The following is a 17,130-nucleotide window of genomic DNA, read 5'->3' on the forward strand; positions in this document are numbered from 1 at the left end:
GCCGGGCGACCGGATCGCGGCGAGATCGGTCGACCGCTCACCACGACGAAACACCGTGCCCCTAGGGCAGGGTCAAGCCCCTGCGAATGTAGTTCACCTCACTGGAACGATGGGGTCGTCTGGTCGGCAGGCCGGGGAGACATCACAAGCTTGCCGACATGCCGATGCCGACCGAACTCTTCCTGGGCTCGGGCCGCCTGGTTCAACGAGAATATCTTCGCGATCACCGCACGGACGTGACCCTCGCGAGCGATGTCCATCCGCATCGCGAGGTGGGTGGGAGTGTGCATGCTGGAGCCGATGATCCGGGCATTGTGGAGATAGAGACGGCGCACGACGAACGCGACGGCGTGTCCGCGGGCCCTCGGCGTCGTAGATCGCCGGGTCGACCACCACCCTCCGACCGACCATGCCCGTATCTCCTCCCGGCCCGACCGACGCAATCACACCGGCCACGTCTGCGCCTTGATCCGCACCACGGTCATCTGAACAGGAAAACCCTTGCACCACAGTCCGTTCCGACAATGGTTCGATGACCTATCGGGGCGGCTCGCCACGGCCGCGTCGACTTCCCCGATAGGCGCCCACTCGGATACCGGCCAGCCATTCGGGCCGCAGCACCACATCAGGCGCACGATTCAGTACCGGATCGAAGCTCGGTTGCTCATCGTCCGGGAGCTCGAGCACCTGCGTCAGCGTCAGCCGGCCGGCAGGCACGGACGTGCCAGAGAAGGAGACAAGTTCGAGCCGGAAACTCAATGGAGCGTGGATGAGTGCACTGCGCAACGCCTCCAGGGTCGTGGACCTGGGATGCGCGCCTTCCGGAATGGCGACGATCCATCTGAGTTCCGTACCCTTCGACGAGTAGGGCATCAGTGTGCTGTAGCGGGCGTCGGGCCAGTTCTGCACAGGAAGCGGGAAGAGCCGTGTGACTGTCGCTGTGCCGGAGCTGGCAAGCAGAAGATCCCAGTGTGCGTCCGGCGCTTCGAGCGGAATCTTCAGTGCGAGCCCCAGGACGTCGGGCACACCCGTCGGCGTTCCTACACCTCCGGACAACCGGGCCACGACGTCGACCGGCGTCGCTGTCTGCTGTGTCCACCACGGGGAGTCGAATTCGATGTGGCCGGTGGCTGTCACACCACGCGGATGGAAGACGCGGGCACGGCCTCGCAAGACCGCACCGACGCGGAATAACGCCTCCGTCAGTGTCGTTCGTACCGTTCCCACGAGCGCACCGGCCGACATGGACACCTCACAAGGATCGAGTACGACCACGCCGGGCTGTGACGCGGCACCTCCGCATTCCCCCAGCTCTCCCCTCCCAAACGTACGCATTCCGGACATATGACAGGACAGCAGGGTGGATTCGTCACCGATGGGGCATACCTCAGCTATGGCGGTCGAACTATGAGGAGGGGCGATGCCCGACTGGAACGAAATATTCGCGCCGAGTGTCTCGGTGCTCGAACTCGTGGTGCGCGGCACCGTCACCTACCTGGTGCTCATGATGGTGTTCCGGCTGGTCGGGCAGCGCGAAGCGGGTGGGTTGGGATTGACCGATCTGCTCGTCGTCGTGCTTGTCGCCGATGCTGCGAGTGTCGGTCTGATGGGTGATGCCGACACGATCGGCGACGGATTCATCGTGGTGGGCACAATGCTGTTCTGGAGTGTCGTGCTCGACGCGCTGTCCTACCGGTGGTCGGGATTCTCCCGGTTCATCAAGGCACGCCCGCGCGTGTTGATCTCGGAGGGGCAGCTCAACAGAAGAGCCATGCGTCGAGAATTCATGACCTACGACGAGGTGCTCTCGCAACTCCGGTTGCACGGCATTTCCGACATCGCCGACGTGCATCGGGCGTACCTGGAACCGAGTGGCATGGTGAGTGTGATTCCGGCCGAGAACAAGCACGTGGTCGAACAACCCGAGAAGCCGGCGATGTGAACTTCTCGAATCGGGCGCTGCAGGCTACGACGAGGCCGGTCATTACCGACCGGCGCTCGCAATCGGCAGACGCAACCGCACCTCGGTGCCGCGCGGTTCGTTCGCAAGGAACCGGATGTCGCCGCCATGTCGTTCGACGATGTGCTCCGACAGGATCAGGCCGAGGCCGGAGCCGTCCTGTTTTGCAGAGAAGGCCCCAGACGCCAGGCGGTTCTCGGGCGCACGCTCCATCCCGCGCCCTTGATCGGACACCGAGACACACGCCCACTCACCGTCGCGCGACGTGCTCACCGTCAGTTCCTTGACTTCGGTGGTCGGCAGCACGATCTCGTCAATCGCGTTGAAGCACAGATTGATAATGACCTGACCGATCAGCACGCTCTCGCCCTGAATGGGCAGGGACTCGGTCGTCGGATGCACATCGACGCGAATCCCGCGTTCGGCCGCACGCAGTCGGACGAAGTACAGACTCTCCTCGACCACCTCGTTGAGATCCATTGCAGACATGGTCGATTCGATCCGGCGCACATACCGCTTGACGGACGCAACGATATCGGCGGCGCGGCTCAGTTGCTTCTCTGCCATGTCCAGCCCGTATGAGAGCTGTTCCCGGTCGAGAGTGCCTCCCGCGACACGCGCCTTCAGCCCGCTCAGGTAGTTCGACGACGCCGCCAAGGGTTGTCCGAGTTCGTGGGCAAGGATCATCGCCATGTCGCCCATCGCGTTGTAGCGACTCAGATACTGGAGATTGGCCTCCTGGTACTCGTGCCGCTGTTCCAGTTCGACACGTTCGGTCACGTCTCGGACGGCCAGCACACGCGACACGATGCCGTCGTGCACCACGTCCTCGAGTTCACCGGCGAGCCAGGTGGTGCTCCCGTCCGCCTTCGTGATCTTCTGCGTGATCTTGACGGATCCGTGTCCGGAAGCCAGCTTGACCACCACCTGCTCGGAGTTCAGCACCGGGTCGCACCGACCCAGATCCTCGAGGTGGACACCCATCAGTCGGTCGGGCGTGGAATCGAACAGCCGCGCGGCGAGGGGGGAGATGTCTTCGATGCAATTGTCATCGTCGAGCACCAGAATTCCGGCCGACGTGTGGGTCATGATCCGCTGAAGCGACTGGGAGACCCAGCTGAGTTCCTGCTGGATCTCGACCTCCTCCGAGATGTTCCGGAACTCGACCATCACCACCGGGCCGTCCTGGAACTGCATGAGCGACGCGGTGGCATCGGTGAGGAAATCGACGCCTGCCTTGGTCCGGTATTTCCACTGCCTGCGACTCGTCCCATGCACCACGGCGGATTGGAGCCATGCGACACCGAGCGCCCGACGGTACTGGCGTTCCTGGCTGCTCATGTGGTGCGCCTTGAGCGGGCGCAACTCTTCGAGCGTGAACCCGAACATCCGGCATGCAGCGGGATTCGCCCACAGGATGTTCTTCGACGCGGCCTCGTGGATGAGGATGCCCGTCTGCGTTCGTTCTGCCATCGCCTGAAAGTCGCGCCGGGTCGGGAACATCGATCAACACCTCCGAGACCATGACGGCCCATCATCGAATGCGATGCGTCTCATCCGCCATAAGGAATTACTTTATGGCCTCGAGAGAAAACCCCGATACCGCCGTAGCCGCGTCGTCCATAGCGTGTTCATCAGCGCGAACACGTATCGAAACGGAGACGAGATGACGATCCCCAGCACCACCGAACGGATCGCAGCCGAGCCAGTGGGTCCGGCGCGGGACCAGGCATTCGACGATGCGCTCGAAGTGCTGTGCGATCGTCGCGACGAGTTCAACCAGCAGCACTTCGTGCCTCCCGACTACATTGCGCTACTCAAGCGTGCCGGGATGTATCGGGCGTCGACACCGGCGCAGTTCGGCGGCGAACCAATGGATCCGTCGTCGTTCATGAAGCTCGTCGAGCGGATCTCCGCGGTGGATCCGGCCACAGGCTGGGTCGCGAGCTTCGGATCATCACTGGTGTACTTTTCGGCTCTGCCGGTCACGACGCAGGCGAAGATCTACGCCGACGGACCCGACCTCGCCTACGCGGGGGGCCTGTTCCCGATGCAGGAAGCCGAGAAGGTGGATGGCGGCTACCTGTGCAGCGGGCTCTGGCAGTTCGCCAGCGGATGCCGTGGTGCCGACATTCTCGGCATCGGTCTCGCAGGTGGCCCGGACAGTAACGGAATGCCGCTCACCGCGCTCGTGGACCCGGCCGACGTGGAAATCGTGGAGAACTGGGATGTGGCCGGCATGAAGGCCACCGGCTCCCATGCGGTCCGCGCAGACCGCCTCTTCGTACCCGAGGAGATGACCTTCGTGCGTGGCGGAGCGCCACAGGTCGACGAACCGATCACCCGCTACCCGATGCTTTCGTACGCCGCACAGGTGCTTGCGGTGGTGACGCTCGGAGCCGCGCGCGGCGCCCTCGATTACGTGCGCGAGGTCGGATCGGCCCGCTCGAGCATCACCGGCGGCGCAGCCAAGGGAAACCGGCCCGCCTACAAGACAGGACTCGCGAAAGCCGAGGCCGACCTCCGCTCGGCACGGGCATTCTTCTACGAGGTCACCGATGAGGTCTGGAAGCGCGCGGTCGCGGGCGACCCGATCACGACCGAACACAAGACACTGCTCCGGTTGGGTGCCACCCAGGCCGCGCATGTGGGGCGCGCAGTGGTGCTCACCGCGTTCGACCTCGCAGGCACCGGCGCGATCTACGAGAGCCATCCGCTACAGCGGTATCTGCAGGACGCCCTCGTTCCGGCCCAGCACGCGATGCTCCAGACCAACACCTTCGAGGCCGCCGGTTCGATCCTCCTCGGCCTCGACGCCGGAATCCCCAGCTTCCCCTGATCCCGCTCGCCCACCAATCGAAAGGACACCGTCATGGCCGAACCGCTGCGCACCCTGTTCTGCATCGGCAACAACCAGAACTTCTTCGATCTGCCCAAGACGGAGATCGGCCCGGTGTGGGTCGGCATTTCCACCATGCTCTCGAACCTGAAAAACATGGACGGCATCGAGCTCATCGGCACGTTCGACGACGATGCCCACATGGTCGGGCCATCCGACGGCTGGCCGTGGACCTGCTACGTCCTTGCCGATGTCAAAGATCAGGAAACGGTCAGGAGCGCTTGTAACCTGCTTCGCACCACCATGATCGGCGAGTACGCACTGTGGAAGTACTTCAAGATCGAGGCGCGGATGGGGCGTGAGCTGACCATCCGGGATGACGTGGAGTTGTGATCCGGTGAGCGACGTGGAGAAGCGTCTCGCTGCGCTCGAGGCCAAGGACGCCGTCCGTGACTGCTTGACCCGCTACATGGACCTGTGCGACGTGCCCGGACCGCTGGACGACGTCGCCCAGATCGGATTGCTGTTCACCGCGGACGCGACCTGGGAGGGTGTCGGCCCCGAGTACGCCGGCAAGTTCGGCATCGCCCGGGGGCGAGACGAGGTGGTCGCGCTGGTCTCGCGGTATCTTCCGCCGACAGACCACTTCGTGCGCAACGCACATCTGCTCGGCAGCGAACAGATCCGCCTCGAGGGCAACGCAGCACGGGGCCGCTGGATCATGCAGCAACTCTCGCTCTACACGAACGGCACAGCCGAATTATTATGCGCCCGGCTCGAGATCGACTTCGAGATCGAACGACTCCCCCACACCACAGCCCGCATGCACCGTTTCCGCACGCAGCGACTGTTCGCAACACCGCTGCCCATCGAGGCGATGAGCCACCTTCACTGATGCGGACGCCCACACGTGACGAATTCCGAAGGAAGAACACACCATGACAACGGTCGAGCATTCGATCCAGGAGAACTACGGCGATCTCGTCGGCACCGATCGCGTCGCCGGCCGGCTTTACACCGACCCGGAGATCTTTCGCGTGGAGATGGAGAAGATCTTCTATCGCACGTGGGTGTGGGTCGCACACGAGAGCGAGATCCCCGAGGCCGGCTCGTTCAAGACCACGCAAGTGGGTGATCAGCCGGTGATCGTGACCCGCGACCGCAAGGGCACTTTCAACACCCTCTTGAACCGCTGCCGTCACCGCGGCGCAACGGTCTGCGATCAGCGCAGCGGTAAGGCGAACGGATTCACCTGCCCGTACCACAACTGGTCGTACGCACTCGACGGTCGCCTGCGCGGCATCCCTTACCCCGACGGGTACGAGGGTGTCATCGACAAGAAGGACTACCCGCTCCAGACACTGCGCACCGAAAGCTACATGGGGATGATCTGGGCGACGTTCAACCAGGACGCCGAACCTCTCGAGGACTTTCTGGGCGACGCCAAGCTCTGGATGGAGCGATTCTTCAAGCAGAGCAACGGTTTACCGACAAAGGTCATCGGTGTGCACAAGTTTCGGTTCAAGGGTAACTGGAAGATCCAGCTCGAGAACACCACCGACGGCTACCACTTCCCGATGGTTCACAAGTCCTGGATGGCGTCCGTCGATGCGGAAACCGCGAACATGATGTCGTTCATGGACGATCCGACGGCCGAGACACACTCACTCGGCAACGGACACAGCGTCGCCATCATGGCCGCCGCTCACATGGATCTCGATATCGACGACGGTGCCGAAGAGATTCAGCCCCGATTCCAGCACCTGGTCGACGAACTCACCGAAGCGGGCGAAAGCCCCGAACGGATTCGCCGCTACATGCGCTCGATGCACGGATGCGGATTCAATCTCAACACATTCCCGAACGTGGCTATGTCCTCGTCGTTCTTCCGCGTCCTCGTCCCCATCTCCGTCGACGAAACCGAGATCTGGCACATGGCCATCGGCATGGACGGTGGACCCGAGAACGTCAACCGGGAGCGCCTGCGCATCCACGAACACTTCCAGGGACCGTTCGGCTTCGGCAGCCCCGACGACGCCGAAGGCTGGACGCGGGTACAGATCGGTGCCGGCGGCAACCCCGACATGCCGATCCTCGTCAACCGTGGCGAGGGCCGCGAATACCTCACGAAAGAAGGCTGGCCCACCTCCCACGTCACCGATGAGACGGGAATGCGTGAGGCCTACGCGATGTGGAAGAAGCTGATGAGCGATGACTGACCTCACCTTTACCGATCCCCGCGTCCTGCGCGCCATCGAGCTCATCTGGAAGGAAGCCGAAGCGCTCGACGACAAGGACTACAGGTCGTGGGAGCAGATGTACACCGACGACGGCCACTACGTCGTCCCGATCGACCCGGACACCGAGGACTTCGGATCGACGCTCAACCTGGTGTACGACGACAAGCGCATGCGGCGACTCCGCGTCGAGCGCATGCTCCAGGGCTATTCGCCGTCCGCGGTGGCGGCGGCACGCACCGTGCGGGTGATCTCTCGTTTCACCGTGCGCGAGCTCACCGACAGCTCCGTCACCATCCGATCGGCTCAAATCCTCAACGCGTTCAAACGGAACGAATTCCTGACTTTGGGCGCGAACCTGACTCACACTGTCGTCCTCGACGACGAGGACGGCGACAGGATCTCGCTCAAAGTAATCCGGCTCGTCGACAGCGAGGACGCAGTCAGCGCCTCCGGTTACCTGCTGTAAGGAGCTGAATTGACTACCACAGCCACTCGCGGCATCGCGGTCGTCACCGGCGCCGCAGGCGGAATGGGTGCCGTCATCGCCAGGAAACTGCATACCGACGGTCGACGCGTCCTCCTCGCCGACCTCGACGGCGCCGCGGTCGATGCGCTTGCATCGGAGCTGTCTGCCGACGGATCCACCGCTCGGGGCGTCGAGCTGGACGTCGGCCACAAGGTCGGGTTCGAGGAGAGTCTCGCGGTGTGCGAGGACCTCTGGGGCACACCCACGATTCTCGTCAACAATGCTGCGGTCACGCAGGCCGCCGACCTGATGACGCTCGAGGAGGACGACTTCACGAGCGTCCTGAACACGAACGTCAACAGCATCTTCTTCGGATGCCAGGTGTTCGGGGCGGCCATGGCCGACAAGGGTTTCGGACGAATTGTCAACATGGCCTCACTCGCGGGACAGAACGGTGGTACCGCCACCGGCGGCCACTACGCCGCATCCAAGGGAGCTATCCTCACCACCACCAAGGTGTTCGCGCGTGAGCTGGCGAGCCGGGGCGTGACGGTCAACGCCGTCTCGCCCGGCCCCCATGATCTGCCCGTGGTGCGCAGGACGGTGCCTGCCGACAAACTCGAGGGCATCGTCGCGAGCATCCCTGTGGGACGACTCGGCAGCCCGTCGTTCATCGCCGACACAGTCGCCTTGCTTGCCTCCGACAACGCCTTCTTCGTCACGGGCGCCTGCTGGGACGTCAACGGCGGACTCTACGTCCGCTGACGTCCCTTCCCCTTCCACTGTCGCTACACGAGGAGAAACGGACATGGCACTCATCGACGTCATCGTCTCCGACATCACTCAGGAAACGCCGACCATCAAGTCGATCAGGTTGGAGAAGTCCGACGGGTCGCCGCTCGGCACCTACCTGCCCGGCGCACACATCGACGTGGAGGGGCCGACGGCCATCACCCGCCAGTACTCGCTCTGCAGCACCCCCGACGCCGCGGATTCGTTCGCTTTCGCCGTCAAGCGGGAAGCAAACTCCCGGGGCGGGTCTGCTGCACTGCACGAACTCGCGGTCGGCGACACACTCCGTATCAGCGAGCCCCGGAACCTCCTCGGCATCGCAGCCGGTGTACATCACCACGTGCTCGTGGCCGCAGGTATCGGCATCACGCCGATGCTGAGCATGGCGCGGTACATGGACGTCCACGGCATCAGTTTCGAACTGCACTACTTCGCCCGCACCGAAAGCGAAGCCGCGTTCCTTCCACTGTTGAACGACCGCTGCCCAGACAAACTGCATGCGCACATCGGGGTTGCACGCGAGTCTCAAGAGCAGGTGCTCGACGACGCCTTCGCCGGTGTGCCTGCGGGCTCGCATATCTACACGTGCGGGCCGGATGGGTTCATGGACAAGGTCGTCGCGGTCGCAGGCCGGCACGTGTCGCCCGATGCCGTGCACCTCGAGAACTTCCACGCTGCCGAACAGCCCGATGCGTCCGAGAACGCGTCCTTCGAAGTGGAACTCGAAGGCGAGACCTACGAGATTCCCGCAGACAGGAGCATCGTCGAAGTACTCCAGGAGAACGGCTGCGACGTCGACACCTCCTGTCAGGAAGGCGTCTGCGGCACCTGCATCATGCAGGTACTGGAAGGCTCGCCCGAGCACCGCGACAACGTGCTCACGAAAGCCGAGAAGGAATCAGGCGAGACCATCGCGGTGTGCGTGTCGCGCACGACGAGCAGCCGGCTCGTTCTCGACTACTACTGAACTGTCCTATCGGTCGGCGTCCGGGACCTCCACTCCGTACCGGAGGAGGTCCCGGACGAAGGTTCCGATGCTGTCGGAATCGGTCTTGCTCTTGATTCGGGCGCGATGGACATCGACGGTCTTCACGCTCATGCCCAGCCGGCGGGCAATGTTCTGGCTGGGTAATCCTTCGACGACCAGGGCGAGAATCTGCCGTTCTCTCGGAGTCAGGCACTCGAGCTTCTCCTGAACCACTGTTCTCGAAACATGTTCGGCGAAACGAATTCTGGCTCGTTCCGCACCGGACTGTACGGCGTCGAGTAGTCGCTGCGGATCGTAGGGCTTCTCGAGGAAATCCATCGCTCCCTTCTGCAGCGTCGAAACAGACATCCTGATGTCGCCGTGAGCGGAGACGAAGATGATCACGACGTGCGGGGCGAATTCGTTGATCTTCTCCTGCAGCCGAGTGCCGCTCATTCCGGGCATCCGGACGTCGAGCACGATGCACGCCGGCTTCGACCCGTCGTACACATCGAGGAAGGCATCGGCGCTGTGGCAGATCACCGGCCGGATGCCGATGCTCTCGAGAATCCAGTCGACAGAATCGCAGAGCGCGGGGTCGTCGTCGACGACGTACACCGTCGTCTCCGGGGTGTCATCGGTCGCGCGTGCGGAGGTCATTGGGTATTGTCTCCCCAGCCTGCCTCCGCAGTCCAATACCGTGCTCCCACTGCGCTGAGCTTGGGTTCCCACGGTGTGGTGCGTCGAAGCAATGGCTCTTCACCACGCACAGACTCGTCGGCGGCCTCCGGACCGTCTGCCTCCACCGTCCAGTGCACCCAGTTGACCTCTCGGCCGTACTCGTCGTGCACGAACAGGTCGACGTGATGCCACCCGTAGTTGAAAGTGTCCTCGTAGCAGGTGAGGAACATCCGGTGATGCTTGACCGGTCGGGGTGTCAGCAACTCTTTATCTCCTGAAATCGTCAGCGGTGCAGCCATTGTCAACCAACCACTGCGGGAAGCTCGCGTAGGGCGGCCTCGAGCGCCTCACCTACATCGAACAGATGCGCTTCGTCGCCTGTCGATCCGACGACCTGCAGACCCAACGGAAGCCCCGACGTCGTGCGGGCACCCGGTACCACCACCACCGGCGCGCCGAGCAACTGCCACGGACGACTCAGAATCGGTGAACCGGTGGCAGAGAGCCCCCTCGGCGCCGGCCCGGTCGCGGCAGGACCGACGATCACGGACGGGCCGTCGAGAATCTCGCGCAGGAGTTCACACGACCGGTCGCGCCGAATCAATGCCGCGGAGTATGCGGAATCGGAAATCTCGCGCCCCTGCTGGAGCAGATCCCGAATCTGGGGGCTCAGGTCGTCGTGATGCTCGTCGAACTCGCGGGCGCGCGCACGTGCAGCCTCGTAACCCATCACGGTGAGGTGATCGTCGGCCAGCGTCTTCACGTGGTCGTCCCAGTCGAGAGGTTCCGACCGGAACCCCAGGTCGTGCAGGAGGGCAGGCATCCGCCCCAGCAGCGCGATCATCGAGGGGTCCAGGTAGTCGAGGTAGCTACCGCCCCAAACGAATACGCGTGCCAACGTGCCGGACGACCTGCTCGGCTGTGTGCCGACGAATGCGTCGTGCACGTAGCGGAGGTCGGCCACAGTTCGGGCGAGAAACCCGAGGGAATCGAGGGATTCGCTCAGGCCGACAATGCCCGATGTGTCGGTACTGCCGTGTGCGAGGACCATTCCCGCCGCGCCGCAATACGACGCAGGACGAGTCAAGGACCCAGCGGTCTGCGTCCCGAGCGCCAATGGCACTGTGCCCGCGCCGACTGCCGCCGCGGAACCGCTCGACGACCCGCCGGGTGTGTGATCGAGCGCGCGGGGGTTGCGGGTGGGTCCGGGCCGGAAGTAACCGAACTCCGTCGTCACGGTCTTGCCCTGCACGACGGCCCCGAGCGACCGCAGTCGGGCGACGCAGGGAGCATCTGAAGCGGCTGCAGAGGTGGGAGTGACGGACGAACCGGCGCGAGTGGGCATACCCGCCACATCGATGAGATCCTTCACCCCGACGGAAACACCGCGTAGCGGGAGGTCGCGCCGGTCGCGGTCGATGTCCGCAGCCTCCGCCTCTACCGTCGGCGACAGCTGTACCCATGCAGCGAGCTCCGGCTCGCGTGTCTCGATCGCAGTTCTGGCCTGGGAGACGAGCTCCGTCGCCGTCATCGAGCCCGCCCGGATCGATCGCACCTGTTCCGACACCGAGAAACCGACCGCGGGCGCGTTCACATCTTCCTCCTACATTCGCTGACCTCCCCATTCTGCCCAGTGAGCGCGGCCGATGACAGTAAAGGTTTCCCTCCTACCCGAGCAACGAAAGGCCAAATATGTTTTCCCCACCGTCGGCCCGACGTTTGCTCCTCGAATACTTCCTGCACGCCCCACGCACCACGCTCCATTCCCAGCCCACAAGAAAGGCGGCTGCACATGGCTTCGACCGTGGCGCCGGACAAGATCATCGATTCTCCCCGAACGGGGACGTCGAAGAAGATCGATTTCGGCAGAATGAACCGCAAGGCCTGGCTCGTCACAGCACTGCTCGTCCTGTTCCAGATCGTCGCGTTCGCCGACAAAGCTGTGCTCGGTCTGGTTGCGTCCGAGGCGATTCCCGATCTGGGTATCTCCGCCGTCGAGTTCGGCTTCATCGGCAGCGCCTTCTTCTTCCTGTACGCCGTGGTCTCCGTCGTAACAGGCTTCCTCGCAGCCAAATTCTCGGTGCGGTGGATCATCCTCACGATGGGTGTCGTATGGGCGGTCATGCAGTTCCCCATGCTTCTCGGCGGCGGTGCAGCGATCCTGCTGGTGACGCGTATCGTGCTCGGCGGCGCCGAGGGGCCTGCCACCGCGATGTCGCTGACCTCGGTCCACTCGTGGTTCGAGCCGCGGCGCCGTGCACTGCCGTCGAATCTCGTGGCTGCGGGTTCCACACTCGGCCCTGTTCTCGCCGCACCCGCGCTGGCATGGGTCATCGGTGAATGGGGTTGGCGATGGGCCTTCGGTGTCCTCGGGATCGTCGGCTTTCTCTGGGTGATCGCGTGGGTGTTGCTCGCCGGCGACGGACCCTACTCGGGCCATGGAAAACAGGGCGACGAGGGCGTGCCCGCCGAATCCGACGCCGATGCCGATGATGTCGACAAGCAGAGACCCATCGCACTCTGGCGGGCGTTCGCCAGCCTGACCTTCCTCGCAGCTGTCATCGGAGGCGGATCCAATTTCTGGGTTCAGGGGTTCGTGACGACGTGGCTTCCTCAATACCTCGGAACCGTCGTCGGGCTTTCCCTCCCGCAGGTCGGGACGGTGACCACCATTCCGTGGATCCTCGGAGCTGTCGTCCTGCTGCTCCTCGGCTTCCTCGGCCACCGGCTGATGCAGAAGGGATTCAATTCGCACCGCTCCATCGCGATCCCCTTCGGTATCGCGGCGCTCGTTGCCGGCGTCTGCTTCATCTTCGTGCAAGCAGCCTCTGGTGTCTTCGCTGTCGCGCTGCTCTGCCTCGCGGCCGGGTGCAGCCTCGCCTATCCCATGACCGCGTCAGCGCTGGCATTCTCCGTGGGCAGGAAGCAACGGCCCATCATGATGGCCACACTCGGTGGTGTCGCCTCCGTCGGAGCGATCATCTCGCCCACCCTCGTCGGATGGCTGATGACCCGAGCCGGATACGTCTCACCTCCCTCCGGAGCTGAACTCACTCCCGAAATGGCGAACAACATGGCCGTCGGAGTACACCAGGCATTCACGATCACCGGCATCCTTCTCCTGGTAGGAGGCGTGCTGTGCATCCTATTCCTCCGTCCCGAAGCCCTCGGACGCACGCTCCAGGCCGGCTACAGCAAGTAAACCCCCAGCAAGGAGGGCACACATGTCCACCGACACCACCATCGAAATCGACAGTGACATCGACAAGGGACTGTTCCGCGAGGTGATGGGCCATTACCCCACCGGCGTCGCGGTCGTCACGGGACGCGCGGACGATGGCGAGCTGCTCGCCCTCGTCGTCGGGACATTCAGCTCGGTGTCGCTCGAGCCGCCCCTCGTCTCCTTCATGCCGATGAAGACGTCCAAGACCTTCGACAAGCTCCGCCGATGCACTTCGGTGTGCATCAACATCCTCGGTGGCGAACAGGAAGATCTGGTCTCCACGATCGCGCGACGCTGGGAGAACAAGTTCGACGGCATCGACTGGTTCACCTCACCGTCCGGCCACCCGGCGCTCGAACGGTCCGTCGCGTGGATCGATGCGCGTATCACGGACACCGTCGACGCCGGAGACCACTGGATCGTCCTCTGCAACGTGATCGATATGTCCGTCACCAATCCTGTTGCACCGCTGATCTATTTCCAGGGCGGTTACGGCAGTTTCGTCAGTACATCGTTGATGGCCCGGATGGATCCCGCGATTCTGGACGAGATTCAGGACGCGGAGACCGCGCGTCCCGACGTCGAGGCACTTGCCCAGAGCATCGGATGCGAGGTCATCCTCTACACAGCGATCAGCAGGGACGAGATGGCGACGGTCCTATCGGCGGTCGGGTCGGGCGTCGAGCGGGAGAACGGCCTTGCACGGCGGATACCGATCGTTCCGCCCATCGGCGACAGTGTGGTCTTCGATCTTTCCGACGATGAGCAGGAGCAGTGGCTGGCCAACGCTCACGGTGTCGACGACTCTGTGAAGGAGCACTACCGGCAACGGATCACGTTCCTTCGCACCCACGGTTACGTGCTGTCGCTGCTCCCGCAAGAGGGCATCACCGCATACGACACGATGTGTGAGGCCACCCGACGATACGAATCGGGACGCTTGACTCCGTTGCAGGAGCGTGGCATTCGCGCATCGATCGTCGAATCGACCGTCGACTACCGTCCGCGGGAACTCGATCCTGTCGGTCGCTACAGCGTCGGTTCCATCGTGCTACCCGTGCGCGATCGGGATGGTAACCACACCTTGACGTTGCGTCTTGCTCAGCTCCCGGCGAACACATCCGGAGCGACAGTGGCGGAATGGATTTCGGGAGCCAAGTCGGTGGTCGCGGTGCTGGAAGGTCAATCGGGTCGACAGTAGGTGTACCGGTGTGGTGGTAGGTGTACGGAATTTCCCTACACCTACCACCACACGGCGCGCTTACGGCTCAGCCGGATCGCGTAGTACACCCGCTGGGACTATGCCTCGAGCACCAGCAGGAACCCGCCGCCCCCGGCGTCGACCCGGGTGGTGAACTGTATCTCCGGCTCCAACCGTGACAGCCTGTCGAGCAGCCACTCGGAGGCATCCTCGGCGTCGGACTTCGCAGGGCAGCGGGCCACCGCGGCGCGTCCACCCTTACGTCTCAGCTGCTCGACCGTGTCGACGATGGGCGCCGGGTCGACGACGAACAGCGAGTCGGGCCACGGCACGACGGGCTTCACGGCACCCTTCTTGGTGTTGCAGGCACGGTGTGCGAGTCGCTCCACCCCACCCTTCCCCTTGCCCTTCTTTGCCATGTTGATGCTGTCGATGCTGGGGCCGCGCGAGTCGTTGACCGACATGTCGGGGTCCACCGGTTCGTCACATAGCCAGCATCGCCACGACTCGCGGTCGCCGACTTCCTGAAGGGTGCTCATGGCGACAAACGCTACCCGTGCCTTCGATGGGGTCAGGTCACCGGAGACTGTTCCGCACCACCCGGTCGATCAAGTCACCTTCGTCGACTCCCGACGCCGCCAACCCCAGCGCCCCCGTCGACGAGAGCACCGCGATCCCGTGCACACCGGTCCACAACACAGCCGCCCGCTGCGGCGCATCGTCGGCGCCTGCGGACTGCTCGACCATCGTGACCAGCGAGGTGAACAACGGTTGCGACACGTTTCGCAGTTGCGCTCCGGATCCTTCGAGCAGGTCGTGACGGAAGATCAGCGTGAACATCGCCGGTCGGCGTCGGGCGAAGTCGACATAGGCGGCGGCCAAGGCCGAGAGGTTGTTGTTCGGTTCCACTGCGGCGGCGATCGCCGCCGAGAGGTCTTGCAATCCGACTTCGGCGATCGCCGCGAGGAGACTCTTGTGCGTGGGGAACCACCGGCGCGGCGCCCCGTGGGAAACTCCCGCTCGCCGCGCGATCTCTCGAAGGCCGACGTTCGCCGACCCCGTTTCCTCCAGCAGTTCGATGCCTGCTCTTACCAGCGCGGATCTCGTGTCTTCCGTGTTCACGTAGACAGTGTCTCCCATTTTCGTGTAGACACTGTCTATGAATTTTTGGAGCGCGTGCTTCTACAGGCTGTGCAGGTACGCCCTGATCGGGCCGGCGCTACACCTGATCGGCCGCCCCAAGATTTCGGGACGTGAGCACATTCCACGACGAGGACCGGTCATCATCGCAGCGAATCACCTCGCCGTCCTCGATTCGTTCTATCTGACGCTGGCGGCACGACGGCAGATCACTTTTCTGGCGAAGGGCGAATATTTCGACAAGGCCGGCATCGCCGGCGGGTTCCAACGCTCGTTCTTCTCGGCCATGGGTCAGATTCCCGTCGATCGACGAGGAGGATCCCATGCGTCGCCCGCGCTCGCTGCCGCAACGCGGATCATCGAGCAGGGTGGGGCGTGGGGCATCCACCCGGAGGGCACACGCTCCCCCGACGGGCGGCTCTACCGAGGGAAGACGGGCGCCGTCCGCGTCGCGCTCGAGACCGGAGTACCTATTGTGCCAGTGGCGATTACAGGAACTCGACCGGACAGGTCCATTTCATGGTGGCGCCGCCAGGTGACGGTGGAGATCCTCGAGCCACTTGACATGGAGAGCTTCCTCGACGCCGGTTCACAAGGTGTCCGAGCAGCCACCGACACATTGATGCTCGCCATCGCCGTTCGAACAGGGCAGGAGTATGTCGATACATACGCGCGAGCGCGGGAAAACCCAACCGGCCCTCAGTGTTCAGCTTCCGGCATCGGTGGTGGTCGCCAGGACTGAGTCAGGAGAACTTTCCTCCACTTGTCCGGCTTCCCGTTGCCTCACGACCCACGGAAACCCTTGTTCTGCGGGGAAACTTTTCACAGCGTGGGCTCACCCCTCCGGCGGGTACGTCAGGTTCCCGGCGTGCACCCGTGCATGCTCGTTCAATGAGGCCGCTTTCGTCGACGTGGCCGACATGATGTGTGCGACGTCGAGACCCGCGACGATCAGCGCGTCGGTGATCAGTCTGCGATGACAGCGCCACGGCACCGCCTCGCTGCACATGATCGCAGGGCGTTCGTGGCCGGACAGTTCGATCAGCTCGCTCAGGCCTTCCTCGAACTCGCTGCTCTGCATGTAGTCGGCGTAATCACGAAATGCCTTGACGCGCCACGCTCCGTTGGGCGTCGGCGTGCCTTTCGGAGTGTGCCGTCGACCTCCCAACGTCCGGATCCATCGGTAGCCGATATCGGACGGCAATGCTTCGGCGATTGCAGACTTGTTCCACTGCGGAAACTTTCGTGACGACGGGAATGATCGAACGTCCACCAGATAGGTGATGTCATTGGCTCGGAGCATGTCTACGAGTTCGTCGAATTCGCGTGTCGAGTGACCGACCGTCCACACGGTGCCCATGATGCTGCGCCTACGCCTTCTTCAGCGCATCCCCTTTGTGCATGGCAACATGATCGGTCTTGTCGCTCTTTATCTCGTACTGCGGGTCGTCTTCACTGCACCGCCGCATGTGCCCTTTGTACTCCACATCTCGGGTGTGCTTCTTGGTGATCACGCCTTCGACATGGCCTGCTTCGGAATTCCACCGAACGTGGTCGCCGACGGAAAATTCGTTCGCCATGACTGCACCCTCCATGCATCGACGTCTGCAGGCCTTCACAG

Annotated in this window: 21 protein-coding genes; 11 read left to right on the forward strand and 10 right to left on the reverse strand. The window is 63.5% G+C overall.

Features of this window, described 5'->3' with window-relative positions; genetic code table 11:
- Nucleotides 1-98: 98 nt before the first annotated feature.
- Together ACFWCF_RS01990 and ACFWCF_RS01995 are read right to left on the reverse strand one after the other, a co-directional pair.
- Nucleotides 99-335, reverse strand: coding sequence for a zinc-binding dehydrogenase (locus ACFWCF_RS01990; protein WP_378556508.1), 237 nt, complete (start codon nucleotides 333-335; stop codon nucleotides 99-101).
- A gap of 202 nt (nucleotides 336-537) precedes the next feature.
- Nucleotides 538-1,137 carry a hypothetical protein gene (locus tag ACFWCF_RS01995; RefSeq protein WP_378556511.1) on the reverse strand — a complete coding sequence of 200 codons (600 nt, stop codon included), beginning with the start codon at nucleotides 1,135-1,137 and terminating at the stop codon, nucleotides 538-540.
- Nucleotides 1,138-1,420: 283 nt separating this feature from the next.
- On the opposite strand from ACFWCF_RS01995, the gene ACFWCF_RS02000 reads away from it, so the two are divergent.
- Nucleotides 1,421-1,942 (forward strand): DUF421 domain-containing protein, encoded by a 522-nt coding sequence (locus ACFWCF_RS02000; protein WP_378556514.1) that lies wholly within the window; start codon nucleotides 1,421-1,423, stop codon nucleotides 1,940-1,942.
- A gap of 42 nt (nucleotides 1,943-1,984) precedes the next feature.
- Here the strand turns inward: ACFWCF_RS02000 and ACFWCF_RS02005 are convergent, their stop codons facing one another.
- Nucleotides 1,985-3,463: an ATP-binding protein gene (locus tag ACFWCF_RS02005; protein WP_378556517.1), complete on the reverse strand. Its 1,479-nt coding sequence runs from the start codon at nucleotides 3,461-3,463 to the stop codon at nucleotides 1,985-1,987.
- A gap of 163 nt (nucleotides 3,464-3,626) precedes the next feature.
- Between ACFWCF_RS02005 and ACFWCF_RS02010 the strand changes: the two genes are divergently transcribed.
- The 7 genes from ACFWCF_RS02010 to ACFWCF_RS02040 are packed head-to-tail and all read left to right on the forward strand — an operon-like array spanning nucleotide 3,627 to nucleotide 9,264.
- Complete coding sequence (locus ACFWCF_RS02010; RefSeq protein ID WP_378556520.1) at nucleotides 3,627-4,799, forward strand: acyl-CoA dehydrogenase family protein; 1,173 nt, start codon at nucleotides 3,627-3,629, stop codon at nucleotides 4,797-4,799.
- Between the two features lie 33 nt (nucleotides 4,800-4,832).
- Nucleotides 4,833-5,192: a hypothetical protein gene (locus ACFWCF_RS02015; RefSeq protein ID WP_378556523.1), complete on the forward strand. Its 360-nt coding sequence runs from the start codon at nucleotides 4,833-4,835 to the stop codon at nucleotides 5,190-5,192.
- Between the two features lie 4 nt (nucleotides 5,193-5,196).
- Complete coding sequence (locus ACFWCF_RS02020) at nucleotides 5,197-5,694, forward strand: nuclear transport factor 2 family protein (protein WP_378556526.1); 498 nt, start codon at nucleotides 5,197-5,199, stop codon at nucleotides 5,692-5,694.
- Between the two features lie 43 nt (nucleotides 5,695-5,737).
- Nucleotides 5,738-7,018 carry a Rieske 2Fe-2S domain-containing protein gene (locus tag ACFWCF_RS02025; protein ID WP_378556531.1) on the forward strand — a complete coding sequence of 427 codons (1,281 nt, stop codon included), beginning with the start codon at nucleotides 5,738-5,740 and terminating at the stop codon, nucleotides 7,016-7,018.
- The gene (locus ACFWCF_RS02030; protein WP_378556535.1) at nucleotides 7,011-7,505 is read left to right on the forward strand and encodes an aromatic-ring-hydroxylating dioxygenase subunit beta; all 495 of its coding nucleotides are present in this window, start codon (nucleotides 7,011-7,013) and stop codon (nucleotides 7,503-7,505) included. The genes ACFWCF_RS02025 and ACFWCF_RS02030 overlap by 8 nt, the downstream gene beginning before the upstream one ends.
- A gap of 9 nt (nucleotides 7,506-7,514) precedes the next feature.
- Nucleotides 7,515-8,270 carry an SDR family NAD(P)-dependent oxidoreductase gene (locus ACFWCF_RS02035; protein ID WP_378556538.1) on the forward strand — a complete coding sequence of 252 codons (756 nt, stop codon included), beginning with the start codon at nucleotides 7,515-7,517 and terminating at the stop codon, nucleotides 8,268-8,270.
- A gap of 43 nt (nucleotides 8,271-8,313) precedes the next feature.
- Nucleotides 8,314-9,264, forward strand: coding sequence for a PDR/VanB family oxidoreductase (locus tag ACFWCF_RS02040; RefSeq protein ID WP_378556541.1), 951 nt, complete (start codon nucleotides 8,314-8,316; stop codon nucleotides 9,262-9,264).
- 6 nt (nucleotides 9,265-9,270) lie between these two features.
- Here ACFWCF_RS02040 and ACFWCF_RS02045 read toward each other — a convergent pair whose 3' ends face one another.
- The 3 genes from ACFWCF_RS02045 to ACFWCF_RS02055 form a co-directional block, all read right to left on the reverse strand.
- Nucleotides 9,271-9,924, reverse strand: a complete 654-nt coding sequence (locus ACFWCF_RS02045; protein WP_378556544.1) for a response regulator transcription factor — start codon at nucleotides 9,922-9,924, stop codon at nucleotides 9,271-9,273.
- The gene (locus ACFWCF_RS02050; protein WP_378556682.1) at nucleotides 9,921-10,175 is read right to left on the reverse strand and encodes a hypothetical protein; all 255 of its coding nucleotides are present in this window, start codon (nucleotides 10,173-10,175) and stop codon (nucleotides 9,921-9,923) included. Before ACFWCF_RS02050 ends, ACFWCF_RS02045 begins: the two co-directional genes overlap by 4 nt.
- A 71-nt stretch (nucleotides 10,176-10,246) precedes the next feature.
- On the reverse strand, nucleotides 10,247-11,539 hold the full coding sequence (locus tag ACFWCF_RS02055) for an amidase (RefSeq protein WP_378556547.1): 1,293 nt from the start codon (nucleotides 11,537-11,539) through the stop codon (nucleotides 10,247-10,249).
- A 198-nt stretch (nucleotides 11,540-11,737) separates the two neighbouring features.
- Between ACFWCF_RS02055 and ACFWCF_RS02060 the strand changes: the two genes are divergently transcribed.
- Nucleotides 11,738-13,147 (forward strand): MFS transporter, encoded by a 1,410-nt coding sequence (locus ACFWCF_RS02060; RefSeq protein ID WP_378556550.1) that lies wholly within the window; start codon nucleotides 11,738-11,740, stop codon nucleotides 13,145-13,147.
- A 22-nt stretch (nucleotides 13,148-13,169) separates the two neighbouring features.
- Entirely contained in the window at nucleotides 13,170-14,369 is a 1,200-nt protein-coding gene (locus tag ACFWCF_RS02065; RefSeq protein ID WP_378556553.1) for a flavin reductase family protein, read from the forward strand.
- A gap of 98 nt (nucleotides 14,370-14,467) precedes the next feature.
- On the opposite strand, the gene ACFWCF_RS02070 is transcribed toward ACFWCF_RS02065, so the two are convergent.
- Both ACFWCF_RS02070 and ACFWCF_RS02075 read right to left on the reverse strand, forming a co-directional pair.
- Nucleotides 14,468-14,908 carry a hypothetical protein gene (locus ACFWCF_RS02070; RefSeq protein ID WP_378556556.1) on the reverse strand — a complete coding sequence of 147 codons (441 nt, stop codon included), beginning with the start codon at nucleotides 14,906-14,908 and terminating at the stop codon, nucleotides 14,468-14,470.
- Between the two features lie 37 nt (nucleotides 14,909-14,945).
- A complete protein-coding gene (locus tag ACFWCF_RS02075; protein WP_378556559.1) occupies nucleotides 14,946-15,491 on the reverse strand; it encodes a TetR/AcrR family transcriptional regulator in 546 nt (181 codons plus the stop codon).
- Nucleotides 15,492-15,528: 37 nt separating this feature from the next.
- Here ACFWCF_RS02075 and ACFWCF_RS02080 point away from each other — a divergent pair, with 37 nt between their 5' ends.
- Nucleotides 15,529-16,251 (forward strand): lysophospholipid acyltransferase family protein, encoded by a 723-nt coding sequence (locus ACFWCF_RS02080; RefSeq protein ID WP_378556562.1) that lies wholly within the window; start codon nucleotides 15,529-15,531, stop codon nucleotides 16,249-16,251.
- A gap of 93 nt (nucleotides 16,252-16,344) precedes the next feature.
- Here the strand turns inward: ACFWCF_RS02080 and ACFWCF_RS02085 are convergent, their stop codons facing one another.
- Nucleotides 16,345-16,869, reverse strand: a complete 525-nt coding sequence (locus ACFWCF_RS02085; RefSeq protein ID WP_378556565.1) for a DUF488 family protein — start codon at nucleotides 16,867-16,869, stop codon at nucleotides 16,345-16,347.
- A 10-nt stretch (nucleotides 16,870-16,879) separates the two neighbouring features.
- On the reverse strand, nucleotides 16,880-17,089 hold the full coding sequence (locus ACFWCF_RS02090; protein ID WP_378491045.1) for a DUF2945 domain-containing protein: 210 nt from the start codon (nucleotides 17,087-17,089) through the stop codon (nucleotides 16,880-16,882).
- Nucleotides 17,090-17,130: the final 41 nt, after the last annotated feature.

The sequence above is a fragment of the Rhodococcus sp. NPDC060090 genome (genome assembly GCF_042729855.1).
Classification (GTDB): Bacteria; Actinomycetota; Actinomycetes; order Mycobacteriales; family Mycobacteriaceae; genus Rhodococcus.

What these genes read in the sequence shown, in the direction of transcription:
- ACFWCF_RS02060 (WP_378556550.1), top strand. Translation starts at nt 11,738, where the DNA reads ATGGCTTCGACCGTGGCGCCGGACAAGATCATCGATTCTCCCCGAACG.
- ACFWCF_RS02070 (WP_378556556.1), bottom strand. Translation starts at nt 14,908, where the DNA reads ATGAGCACCCTTCAGGAAGTCGGCGACCGCGAGTCGTGGCGATGCTGG.
- ACFWCF_RS02000 (WP_378556514.1), top strand. Translation starts at nt 1,421, where the DNA reads ATGCCCGACTGGAACGAAATATTCGCGCCGAGTGTCTCGGTGCTCGAA.
- ACFWCF_RS02010 (WP_378556520.1), top strand. Translation starts at nt 3,627, where the DNA reads ATGACGATCCCCAGCACCACCGAACGGATCGCAGCCGAGCCAGTGGGT.
- ACFWCF_RS02030 (WP_378556535.1), top strand. Translation starts at nt 7,011, where the DNA reads ATGACTGACCTCACCTTTACCGATCCCCGCGTCCTGCGCGCCATCGAG.
- ACFWCF_RS02005 (WP_378556517.1), bottom strand. Translation starts at nt 3,463, where the DNA reads ATGTTCCCGACCCGGCGCGACTTTCAGGCGATGGCAGAACGAACGCAG.
- ACFWCF_RS02065 (WP_378556553.1), top strand. Translation starts at nt 13,170, where the DNA reads ATGTCCACCGACACCACCATCGAAATCGACAGTGACATCGACAAGGGA.
- ACFWCF_RS02085 (WP_378556565.1), bottom strand. Translation starts at nt 16,869, where the DNA reads ATGGGCACCGTGTGGACGGTCGGTCACTCGACACGCGAATTCGACGAA.
- ACFWCF_RS02050 (WP_378556682.1), bottom strand. Translation starts at nt 10,175, where the DNA reads ATGTTCCTCACCTGCTACGAGGACACTTTCAACTACGGGTGGCATCAC.
- ACFWCF_RS02025 (WP_378556531.1), top strand. Translation starts at nt 5,738, where the DNA reads ATGACAACGGTCGAGCATTCGATCCAGGAGAACTACGGCGATCTCGTC.
- ACFWCF_RS02015 (WP_378556523.1), top strand. Translation starts at nt 4,833, where the DNA reads ATGGCCGAACCGCTGCGCACCCTGTTCTGCATCGGCAACAACCAGAAC.
- ACFWCF_RS02080 (WP_378556562.1), top strand. Translation starts at nt 15,529, where the DNA reads ATGAATTTTTGGAGCGCGTGCTTCTACAGGCTGTGCAGGTACGCCCTG.
- ACFWCF_RS02045 (WP_378556544.1), bottom strand. Translation starts at nt 9,924, where the DNA reads ATGACCTCCGCACGCGCGACCGATGACACCCCGGAGACGACGGTGTAC.
- ACFWCF_RS02040 (WP_378556541.1), top strand. Translation starts at nt 8,314, where the DNA reads ATGGCACTCATCGACGTCATCGTCTCCGACATCACTCAGGAAACGCCG.
- ACFWCF_RS02090 (WP_378491045.1), bottom strand. Translation starts at nt 17,089, where the DNA reads ATGGCGAACGAATTTTCCGTCGGCGACCACGTTCGGTGGAATTCCGAA.